Origin of the sequence: Nocardia sp. NPDC051030 (assembly GCF_040683015.1) — a bacterium.
Taxonomy (GTDB): Bacteria; Actinomycetota; Actinomycetes; order Mycobacteriales; family Mycobacteriaceae; genus Nocardia.
The window spans coordinates 271090-281660 of the sequence record NZ_JBFBCD010000012.1; the positions used below are offsets into that span (position 1 = coordinate 271090).

12 protein-coding genes are annotated in these 10571 nt (G+C 63.8%); 1 reads left to right on the forward strand and 11 read right to left on the reverse strand.

Annotated features, from left to right (window positions below):
- Positions 1–13 precede the first annotated feature (13 nt).
- The 9 genes from AB0N05_RS35310 to AB0N05_RS35350 form a co-directional block, all read right to left on the reverse strand.
- Complete coding sequence (locus AB0N05_RS35310; RefSeq protein WP_364702378.1) at positions 14–172, reverse strand: hypothetical protein; 159 nt, start codon at positions 170–172, stop codon at positions 14–16.
- Positions 173–269: 97 nt separating this feature from the next.
- Positions 270–1214, reverse strand: coding sequence for a hypothetical protein (locus tag AB0N05_RS35315; protein ID WP_364702381.1), 945 nt, complete (start codon positions 1212–1214; stop codon positions 270–272).
- Between the two features lie 122 nt (positions 1215–1336).
- Positions 1337–1777 carry a hypothetical protein gene (locus AB0N05_RS35320; RefSeq protein WP_364702384.1) on the reverse strand — a complete coding sequence of 147 codons (441 nt, stop codon included), beginning with the start codon at positions 1775–1777 and terminating at the stop codon, positions 1337–1339.
- Positions 1774–1908: a hypothetical protein gene (locus AB0N05_RS35325; RefSeq protein ID WP_364702386.1), complete on the reverse strand. Its 135-nt coding sequence runs from the start codon at positions 1906–1908 to the stop codon at positions 1774–1776. Before AB0N05_RS35325 ends, AB0N05_RS35320 begins: the two co-directional genes overlap by 4 nt.
- 82 nt (positions 1909–1990) lie before the next feature.
- On the reverse strand, positions 1991–2686 hold the full coding sequence (locus AB0N05_RS35330; RefSeq protein WP_364702389.1) for a PE-PPE domain-containing protein: 696 nt from the start codon (positions 2684–2686) through the stop codon (positions 1991–1993).
- 721 nt (positions 2687–3407) lie between these two features.
- Positions 3408–4169, reverse strand: a complete 762-nt coding sequence (locus AB0N05_RS35335; RefSeq protein WP_364702392.1) for an N-acetylmuramoyl-L-alanine amidase — start codon at positions 4167–4169, stop codon at positions 3408–3410.
- A 1061-nt stretch (positions 4170–5230) separates the two neighbouring features.
- Positions 5231–6868 carry a fatty acyl-AMP ligase gene (locus AB0N05_RS35340; RefSeq protein ID WP_364702395.1) on the reverse strand — a complete coding sequence of 546 codons (1638 nt, stop codon included), beginning with the start codon at positions 6866–6868 and terminating at the stop codon, positions 5231–5233.
- Complete coding sequence (locus AB0N05_RS35345; RefSeq protein ID WP_364702397.1) at positions 6865–7119, reverse strand: phosphopantetheine-binding protein; 255 nt, start codon at positions 7117–7119, stop codon at positions 6865–6867. The genes AB0N05_RS35340 and AB0N05_RS35345 overlap by 4 nt, the downstream gene beginning before the upstream one ends.
- Positions 7120–7199: 80 nt before the next feature.
- The gene (locus AB0N05_RS35350; protein ID WP_364702400.1) at positions 7200–7958 is read right to left on the reverse strand and encodes a BTAD domain-containing putative transcriptional regulator; all 759 of its coding nucleotides are present in this window, start codon (positions 7956–7958) and stop codon (positions 7200–7202) included.
- A gap of 456 nt (positions 7959–8414) precedes the next feature.
- Between AB0N05_RS35350 and AB0N05_RS35355 the strand changes: the two genes are divergently transcribed.
- On the forward strand, positions 8415–8555 hold the full coding sequence (locus AB0N05_RS35355; RefSeq protein ID WP_364702403.1) for a hypothetical protein: 141 nt from the start codon (positions 8415–8417) through the stop codon (positions 8553–8555).
- A 296-nt stretch (positions 8556–8851) separates the two neighbouring features.
- Here the strand turns inward: AB0N05_RS35355 and AB0N05_RS35360 are convergent, their stop codons facing one another.
- Together AB0N05_RS35360 and AB0N05_RS35365 are read right to left on the reverse strand one after the other, a co-directional pair.
- Complete coding sequence (locus AB0N05_RS35360) at positions 8852–9625, reverse strand: helix-turn-helix domain-containing protein (protein WP_364702406.1); 774 nt, start codon at positions 9623–9625, stop codon at positions 8852–8854.
- A 167-nt stretch (positions 9626–9792) separates the two neighbouring features.
- A complete protein-coding gene (locus tag AB0N05_RS35365) occupies positions 9793–10500 on the reverse strand; it encodes a hypothetical protein (protein WP_364702408.1) in 708 nt (235 codons plus the stop codon).
- Positions 10501–10571: the final 71 nt, after the last annotated feature.

The window sequence follows — 10571 nt, forward strand, 5'->3', positions numbered from 1 at the left end:
AGGGGGAACGGATTTACTTGGCGCGCTTGGCGGGCGCGGCCTTCGCGACGTCTTCCTTGACACGGTGACCGAGACCGAACATCGCGTCGCCGAACGCGGAAACGTCGAACACCTGGTACTCATGGGTTCCGTCGGTCATGGTGACCGGGAACTGGGTGGGGATGAAGGACACGGGAAACCCCGCTTTCTCTCCGGAAGCTGGCAGGAAAAGTGGTCGCGTGCCGTAACCGGAGAAGCACCGGCACGCGACCACGTTCAGGAACCGTCGGTCAGTTGACGGTGATGGTGGCGTTCACCGACGGCAGCGCGCTGCCACCAGCCGGGGTGTAGACCACGCCGACCGTGGTGTTACCCACGGCCGCGTTCGCGGCGGTGGTCACGTAACCGGCGGAGTTGACGGTCAGGCCCGAGCCACCCGCGGGGGTGAAGACGCAGTTGCCGTTCGACACGACGCCACCGAACTGGTCGGAGACCACGAGCGGCGAGGCCGAGGTGGTGCTGCGGCTCACGGTCATCGGAGCGGCCGTGACGCCGGTGGCGTTGTACTTGAAGCCGGTCGAAGCCAGCAGCTGCTTCCAGCCCGAACCACCGAAGCCGTGGGCGACGGCGTAGCCGAGGGCGTCGTCCTTGAACGCCGTCAGGGTCAGCTTCTCCGACATCAGGTTGGTGGGGGTCCACTGTTCGCCACCCCACTTGGTGACGGCGACCTTCGGCATGATCTTGAAGATGTAGATCGGGTTGGCGTCGGTGCCGTCCTTGCCGATCACGACCGCCGAGTAGTAGTTGATCTGCGGGGTCGCGGGCTGCCAGAAGCCGACCTCACCACTCGACGAGTTCGCCTGCACGGCCGACAGGTTGGTGTTGGTGGTCAACGCCATGTTCAGCAGGCTGATCTGCTGAGGCTCGAACTCGATCGAGGTGACATCGCTGGTGATGTCGTCGCGGACCGGCTGCATCTCGCCGTACGCCTCGATCGGAGCCGCGGTCACGGCGCGAGCGAAGGAGATACCGGACTTCTTGTCGATCAGGCCGACCGACTGGTACGCCGCCGGCAGCGGCAGCAGATTGCCACTGGCATCGGTCATATTGCCCGGCGTGACCGGGGTGGAGGTGGGCCACGGGGCCAGGAACACCGCGGCATCGAGCGGCTTGAGCAGGAGCTGACGCTGGGCGGCCTTCAGCGTGGTCAACGGAGTGGACGAGATGGGAGGCAAGACAATCTCCATTCTTGTGCCCGGCGAGCCGGACTGGACAGGGAGTGAAGGCACACCCACGCGATCAACGTGTGCGGGAGTGCCCGGTGGACGCCCCTCTTTCGGAAGGGACGAGATGCCGTCTACTGACGGCGAGCGTCGATGGTGAAGGCGAGTTCGACCATCTGGTTCAGTGGGTCGAGGTCTGGGAATTCACTCGAACCGCGGCTGCGACGCAGATTCGGGGCGCTGAAACGCGGTTCCGTGGCGGTAATTTCCTCCACGTAGTCCACGAACACGCCACTGATGCGATTTGCCGGGGCATTCAAGAACGCATCCCGTACCTGAATCGCCATGGTCTGCGCCGCTTGCCTGGTGTTGTGGAAAACGACCGCCTGGACCTTCGCCTTGTAGGTGATCGCATTGACATCGAGCGTGCCGCCCGTGGTCCGAACCCAGATCAGCGGCAATGTGAATTGGCTCGCCTGGGCGGGCAGGAAACTCACGGTCTGAGCGATGGGCGTGAGCAGTCCGATCATGAATTGCTCGAAGTCCGGGAAGGCCCCGGCATACGGGCTGGTCATGCCGCGTCGTCTGGAGCCGGAAGGACCTCGACGGTGGCGCGGAGCATGCCCATCACCACCTCCGATGACTCGGGCGGCTCGATGTGGATGTCGGCAGCGGCGGTCGCGGCCTGCGTGGTCAAATCCGTCATAGCGATCTCCGGGGAGTTGAGGAACGAATACTGTTGGAACAGGGCCTTATTCGCCGATCGGTGTTTCCGTCCAAGACTTTCGTCATGCATGGGTATTGAGGATTGCGGCCAGTCGATCGCAGTACCCCTGCGTGCGGTAAGCGCTGTTGTGCTGCCCACCATGGAGGTAGCCCTCCATCAGCGCGGCCGCCTGCGCCCACAACTGCCAGGTCCACACCGGGCGCAGCCACCAATCGAACCGGTTGAGCTGCCACCGATTTCGACGAAGACGATCCGCCAGATTGGCACTCCAGCCACCGAGTTCGGCGAAACTGAAGGCCGTCACGGTGTCGGCGAGGGCACGCAGCGGCGAATCCTGCGGACATGAGGTGATGCCGTCCTCCGGATTGGCGACCTCCCACGTGGGGATCTCCCCCGGCCATGGCCCGTGCTGGCCGCCGATACCGAAGCCAACCGGGTTCGGATCGATCGAATCACCAGCTTGCCGTAGTGGATTGGCCACATTGGCGGCCCAAGCGACCTCGCAGTCGGGGTACTCGCCGCGCGCCTTGGCTTCCAGAAATCGTGTGACCACCTCGGCGCCCAGGCTGTAGCCGAGAATGCCGACAGTGTTGGGAGACCGGTGAATCGCCGCGACCAGAGCGCGTACGCCTTGGTCGATCGATTCCTGTTCCGAGCAGCCCGCCACCGAATTCTGCGGATTGGCCGGGCCGATACTGGCGGGATAGTCGATGTCCGGGCCGATCTCGTACTTGGCGGGGTCGAGCTTGCTTGTCACGGAAGCGAGTAGATTGTCCGGCGAACCCAGCGGTTCTCCGGTACCGCGACATGTCAGTACGGTGATCACACACTTGCCTTTCGGATTCGGGTGACGGCCCCACCCACGCGAAAGGGGGAGCGTGGGTGGGGCCGTCGGGCGCCCCGGCATCCGCCCGGCCTACAACAGCGTTAAGCACTGAGAGGGCTGGAGTCCTGGCGGGTGGGGCGGGCTGGGAGTGGTCGAGGGTCGATGCGGGGGCCGGGCGAGCGCAGTGGCGAACAGCGCGCTCGCCCGGCCTATTCAGTTGTGTGCGCGGCGAATTGGTAACCCGGCGCCGCACCGGGGGTCATGGTGGACGCCCCGCTCCGGGCCAGGCCTTGGCGCCGGAGGCGGGACGATTCGACCCGGCCGCTCTGCACCGTCTCGATCCGGCGAACCGGGAGACGGGACACGGCAGGGACTCTTGTGATTCCTCAATGCGTCTCGCGCCTCGAGGATTTCGCTGATCCAGTGGTCCCGGCCCCGGATTCGAGGATCATCCGGGGCCGGGACTTGAATGCCCCTGCGCGGCGATGGTGTCTGCGACCGCGGACCACCTGCGGGAGACAAAACCGAGCCTGGGGCGGACATGCGGCGAACGCTCGACCCGCGTGGGAACCATGGAGGTTTTTCGGGGGCGCGCCGCATGGGCTGAGGGGAATGTGACTGTCTCGGAGTCAATCTCCGACGGCGAAGGTAATCAACGCTTTTCGAGTTCACCGAGACGAGCGCGAATCTCCGCCAGAGCATCAACGACCGTTCGGTCACCCAGCTGCGGCCAACCGCCGTACTGGCCGCCGTCACGCTGGTGTTCTCCGCACAATTGCTCGCGGATATCCTTGACATCATTACCGATCGGGCCACAGAAGCCCGTGATGAAATCGGTGATCTGCTTGACTTCTGCCGCACTCATTGGCGCGTCCTCTCCGTCGATGAGGGCCTGAACATCGCGTCGGAATTCATCCATATCGATGCCTGCCGGGTCGATCTTGCCTTCACTGCTGTATTCACGGTGGGCCACACAGTCATCGGCCGTACGTCCGATGCGGGCCAGAATGGCGGCGCAACCACGCTTATAGGCGTCGAGTTGCGCTGCGGTCCAATCGGTTCCGTCGCCACGCGAGACAGCTTCGATACCGATGGCGTGGTAGTTGGCGTTGTCGGTGGGCCAACCGGGCCAGGAACCTCGCCCGGCATGCCAGCACACGCCCGCCGCGATCACCCGGAAAGTACCGTCCCGCTCCAGAACAAGCTGGGCCAGTGGTCCTTCCAGATCGGGACGGCCGTACTGGACGATGCGCCAGTCATCGGTGCCGCCGCCCGCGGTGTGGTGGCAGAGCACCCCGCGCAGGTCGGCGAAGTCACCGTGGCCACGGTCGCGCCAACCATCGTGTTCGATTACCCGTAGTCCAGCTTCACGCAGGACGTCGGCGAGCCATACCGGATCTCCGGTCCAGGACATGAGTTGCACCTTTCTGCTTTCTACATCCGCTCATATTTGCGATGGAATCCGAACTCCACCTGACGGAATGAGAATCTCGCGGAGACAAGGGATGTCGCTCGGGCGAGCTATGGCAAACTTTCAACTTAGGGCCCTGGTGGATTGCGGCAACGAGGGCGCGCACGCCCGCGTCGGTCGACTGATGTTCGGAACAGCTGACCAGCGTGCGCTCCCTCTGCCTATTCAGTTGTGTGCGCGGCGAATTGGTCACCCGGCGCCGCCCGGGAGTCTGCGTGGACGTCCCGCCCCGGGCCGGATGAATGCGCCGGAAACGGGACGATTTACCCCTGAACGCTCTGCTCCATCTCGACGCTGGCGAGCGAGAGATGGGACACGACAGGGACTTCCGCGCGATCCCCGTGCAACTGGCGCACCTGGGACCCGCTGTGTCATCGGTCCCGCCCCCGGGTTCGAGGACGCCCCGGGGGCAGGACCTGAATACCCCTTGCGCAGCAACGACATCTGCGACCGCGGACCACCTGCGGGAGACGTGCGCGCTTGGGGCTGCATGCGACAAGCTCTCAACCCGCATCTGACCGTTCAGGGTTTCGGGGGCGTGCCGCATGGGCTGTGAGGACAGTCAGCCGGTCCGCATACTGGGGCCGGTGGTTGGCGCGGCAGTCAAATCCACCCATCGGCGACGTTGTAGAAACGACGTTTCCACAACGCTTGTCCATAAACTGGGGGTTTTGCGGCACGTCCGACTCGATCCGAATTCATGCGGACCGCATTTCTCTCTCGGAGTGGAGTCACTGTCGCATTCTCAAAATCGGATTCTCGGTCACTCGAAAATTCCGATGGCGCAAGCCTACGTCACCCAAGAAGACACTTGGGGCAAAACGTTACTGCACCGCAGGTAAAAGACTGTTTCAGTGTGCAGATGATAGCGCGATCGCAGGCGCCAGACAGGCGCTGTCGCAGCCTAATCAACAGTCGCGGATGACGGGCCGCACCCCAAACGCGGGAAGGCCCGCCGCACACCACCGCGACGGTCCATGACTTACGTTCCGGTTGGAGTCGGGTCAGATACCGGTAGAGCGCGCCACCAGTGCTCGTGCGTCGGCCCGGCGAAGCTTGCCGGAAGAGGTCTTGGGCAGACTGCCCGGTGGAACGATGCGGACACGGCGTGGCGCGACGCCGAACGTCTCGAATATCTCGACACTGATCGCGCGGCGTAGCTGGACGGCCTGCTCGTCGTGGTGGGCTGACTCGGCGATGACCGCGAAATGCTCTGCAGCGGTGCCTGCTTCGAGGGCAACCGCAGCGGTATTGCCCTTGCGGACACCGGTCACGCGTTCGGCGGCATGCTCGATATCGGTGGGATAGAGATTGCGGCCGGACACGATGATCACATCCTTGCGACGTCCACAGATGATCAGTTCACCGTGCTCGGTGAGGTAGCCGATGTCGCCGGTTCGCAGCCACCCGTCGTCGTCCTGGGCCGCGATGGGGCCGTCGGAGGTGATGACCGTGGCAGTTACGTATTCGCCGCGCAGCTCGAACTCACCGATCCTGCGGGGTTCCAGCACAGTGCCGTCGTCCGGATTGACCACCCGCACGTCGAGACCGGGCAACGCCGGCCCGAGATTGGCGTACTCGCGGCCATCGTCGACAGGTTGTGCGCGCCTCTCGGATTCGAGGATTCGACTGTCGATGCGATCGGTGCGCAAGCCGACACCGGGTTCGGGTGCCGCGACAGTGAGCACAGCTTCGGCCATCCCGTAGCCGGGAGTCAGCGCGGTCGGCGACCACCCGAATCGGCCTGTAGCGTCATGAAACTGAGCCATCGCGACACAGTCGATAGGCTCGGCGCCGTTGACGGCATAGCGCATGCTCGACAGGTCGTAGGCGTCATCGTCGGCAACACGCCGCAACTGGTCGCCGAGAAAAGCGTAGGCGAAATTCGGTGCGGCGGTGAAGGTGCCGCGGTAGCGGGTGATCAGGTCTGCCCACAGCAGCGGGTCGGCCAGGAAGTCCCCCGGGGTGACACTGACCAGTTCCATACCGGTCATCATCGGCAGCGCCAGAAAGGCGATCATGCCCATGTCGTGGAACAGCGGCAGCCACGAGACGGCGACCTGGTCAGGTTCGCGCTGCAGCCCGGAGCGGTCCAAGAACGCGGTGATGTTGGCGTAAAGATTGCGGTGGGTGATGACGACGGCCTTCGGGTCCCCAGTGGATCCCGACGACAACTGCAGCAGCGCCGGATCGTCCTCATCGGGGTCGACGGGTAGGAGGTCCGGACCGTGGACCAGATCGTCGATAGCGACAACCGGCATTGTCGTGTCGCCGGTTAGTCGGCCGATAAACGGGTCGCCAACGATGATGAGGTCCGCGTCGATCATCTCCAGTACGCGGCGAGTCTCGCCGAGCCAGCGCGTGAGGTCGGTGCGCGGTGTCGGCTGCTGCAGCATGGTAATGGCCGCCCCGCGCAACCAGATCGCCTGCGCCACAGGCGCGATAGCACCCGGCTGACCTGCGAGCACGGCCACCGTTGCTCCGCGCCCGATGCCGTGACCTGCCAAGCCACCCGCGATGCGCCGCGATTTGGTGTGAATGTCCGACCAACTGCGCCGGGTCGGGGTGGACGGTATGCCAGTGACCATGCCGCGGTCCCCGGACGCCGCTATGGCACAGAGGTGGTCGGTGAAGCGGCTCATCCGGATACCGCCGGATCGTGGTGGTGTTCGGCGATCAGATCCGCCAGGTCTCCGACGGTGACGCAATTCATCATGTCAGCGTCGGGCAGCGCGATGCCGAGATGGGCACGGATGCCGGCACGGGCTATCCGGAACGCGAGCGAATTGAATGCGAGATCAGCGACAAGGTGGGTGTCCGGAGTGAACTCGTCCGCTTCGAGCTTCAGATCTTCGACGAAGACAGTCGTCAAGGCTTCATAGGTGGTCGGCATGACTCGTGTTCTAACACCGTGCGGTTAAAAAAATGGCTCAGTCTGTTACCTGTGCCATACCCGACCGAGAATGCACTCTGTCAACTCGTGCGACAGGGAGAAGTCCGGGATGTAGGGTGCCGGGCATCGACCAAATCGCCGTCGAGAGCGCGGCGATACAGATGCCTCGTCCGTCTGGTCGGCGAGACGTCGAGTTCGTATGCGAGCCGAAAAACGCAGCAGTCGTACCAATACTGCACTTGATCCATTCGGGCCATTCGCCCGTGGATCGTGATCAACATGCGGAAGGCATGCTCGTTGACGGCGTCGTGGCTGAAAATCTTTGTCACGTAATCGGATACGGCGTCGAAATCTCCATCCTCACAGGCATAGGTCGCGAGTACCTCCAGCGCGCGAACCAGTTCAGCTTGCAGCCATCGCCGTGGTGTGTGGCACCATTCCTCGCCATGCTTCGAGAGGAACTCGCCAGAGTGGAGGGCGAGGGCTCGCCGATAGCACTGTCTGGCGGTCTGCGTGTCTCCATGGCGTTCGGCAACCCGACCCGAACGGCACAGCTGCTCGAATTCGTGCACGTCCACCGTGGTGGCGGCACCGGCATGCAGAACATATGCGCCGGATACACCGTCGATTCGAAGAACCGTTCGCTCGGGGCCGAACTCGTCGTCGAGCGCCCGCCGCAGCAAGTGCACTGCCACCTTCACCGACGATGTACGAGCAGGCCGGTTCGCGGACGGCCAGAGTGCCCGCTCGATGCTCTCTTTGGGAACCGGTCGACCAGGGCTCATCAAGAGCAAGGCAAGCAGATTCGTCGACTTTTTGGAGCGCCAGGTAACCGGCATTCCGTCCGACTGTCGAATTGTGAAATCGCCCAACAGTTTTACAGAAATTTCCCGCGATTGTGCGCGGCCCTCCACACGATCACTCCCATCAACACATTGCGCTCCCAACAACGATCGGAGCGCCGCACGCATCAGCGACTATACGGATCGGCAAGTGCACTTGCCAGAAAGTTGCATTGCTGCGAACCGCCGGTCATCCAGTGAGGCCACTCAGCTATTTCCAGACGGCGCTGTGAGCTGCGGGTTCATATTGGAGCTCGGCATGCCGCTGATGGCGACAACGTGAGTCGTGGCGGGTCGAGCGTGGCGAGCGACTCATCTATCGGAATGGCACCGCGAGACCGCACTCAGGCAACCTTTGCAGCGGCCTCCCGAGCCGTGAACGACGTGGCCTGGTTTGCGTCGGCGGTGGGTACACAGGGGTCGACGACAGTCCAGGCAGCGACGGGTGTCAGCGTGGATCGGCGCGCTGGTTTCGAGAATGTCGCGCAGGGCGCGGACGGTGGCGGAATCGCCGCGGCAGACAACACCGGCCATTACCACTCCGTCAGCGACATGGGGGCGATCGGTATCGTCGTGAATCCCGCCGGCCTGTAGCGCCGCCTGCGCGCAGGCATGAAGACGGCCAGTGGGACACTGTGTGCGGCAAATCGCCTGCGCTGCTGTGGTTTCGGGAAGTCGATACCAGGTGCGCAACTCGCCGGGCTGGATGAATCCAGGGGCGCCGAGACAGGGCGCGGTGGGCTGGGACGTCATTATCGGGTGCTCCCTCTGCTTAAGCGCAGCATTGATGGCCCGAACCACGGCGAAGCGGCATCGGGATGAGGGTTCTGAAAGTGAGGCGGGCGCGCACCGAGCAAAGGGCGCGCCCGCGTTCGAGGTGGATCGTCTACTCAGGAGCGCAGCAGATCGCCCGGCCCGCTGTAAGGCCGTGCGTTACCGACGCACAGGTGCAGTAGGTCCGCACCGTCGGGCATGGGGCGCACGTGCATAGTCAGGCTGATCGGGCCCTCGTCGGTGTAAAGGTGCACGGGTGCGGCGACGGGGCGGTTGAAATGAAGGTCGCGGGTGAGCCACATCCGACTGAAGTCAGGGTCGTCTTGCAACTCGAACAGCAGCTGCCGTCCGAAGTCCGGGTTGCCGAAGTGTGCCATGGTGGCACGCATCCGCGACACCTGTCCGACCGCCTCGTTTTCCCAGTCGACGAGCGTGGTGCGCCCGTACTCGCTGAACGTCCACAGAATCACGTTCGGGATCCTGTCGCGGCCGGGGAAGTACTTCAGGTATGCGGCGTTGGCCTCGACGACATCCCATCGTTCGTTGCAGTACGCGGCGGGCTGCACGATATTGCTCAGCAGCTCACGTTCGACGTTGTCGAGTTCGTTGCGCAACACGTGGGCCATCCAGGGCCTGCGCGCATGGACACGACTCAGGTCACCCAGGTGTCGGCGCCCTTCCTCCGTGGTGAGCTCCAATGCCGCATGCAATGCGTCGAGAGTGCTCTCGCCGACCTTCTCACGGCTGCCGTTCTCAAAGTTCTTGAGGTAATTCGTGGAGACGAAGGTCCGCGCGGCGAGCTCTTCCCGCGTCAGACCCAACCGTTCGCGATGGAACCGGACGAAGTCGCCGAGCGTCGGGAGCGGGAGGGTCAGCACGCCGTGCAGCACTGGGTGTTCCCGCAACCATCCAGACGGCAACGCACTCCGCGCGTTTCACTGTCTTCCGTCATTACAAACAAATCTTGCGGCGCTGTGACGCAATAGGCCCGTGGCCCTCGCCGCCGTTGTCCGAACGCTGACATGCAGATAGATATCGTTTCTGTGAATTTCGCTACTCAACGCGTGTGCGCCTCGGACGCGATCGCAAGTACGTCGCCGATACGAAACATCGGCTGATTGCCGACATAATGTACTTCTAGTCGCCCTCGTGCTGCCCATTTCCGGATCAGATCGGCCGTGAGGCGCCTGTTTGCAACCTCTGGCAACAGTCTGGCAATGCGCGCGGCCGAGGCGAGCTTGTCAGCAGCCCGCCCGAGTGTGATCTCTCGCACCCGCGAAGCGAGGACCTTGCGACCACAGGCATCGCAGTCCAGATATTCCTGTACGTCCGCGGTGTACAGCGCCGCCCCGCAGGGGCAACGGCCGACCAGGCGGAGCTCTGCCGGCCGGTCGATCACAGCGCGAGCCGCGCGTACCGCACGGGTGATGTCACCGACGCCCGCGACCGCCGTCGACGTGTCCGGTAACTCGGACAGTCGCTCGAACAGGTATGTCGCCTGCCGTTCGGGCCCGGACGGCGCGGACCGCCCAATTTCAGCGGACACCTCACTGGCGATGCGAGCGAGGATATCGACAAGCGCGGCGCGTGCTGTTGATGCCCCTTGATGGAACGGCAGTACGCGGTCGTGACCATTGATCGGGGAGCGCGCTCCGGCAGTCTTGGCACCGACGGCCGAGCGCGAGAGGGTGATGTCGAGGTCGCCGAGCAAGTCGGGGACCGCTCTGAGCGAGGCCATGGCTGCGCGACGGGTCAAGGGGTCCATGGGGATCGAGTGAGTAGCCACGGCGGGTTGGCAACTAGATGGCAATCCGAGCGAATGGAAAGTGTGATCGA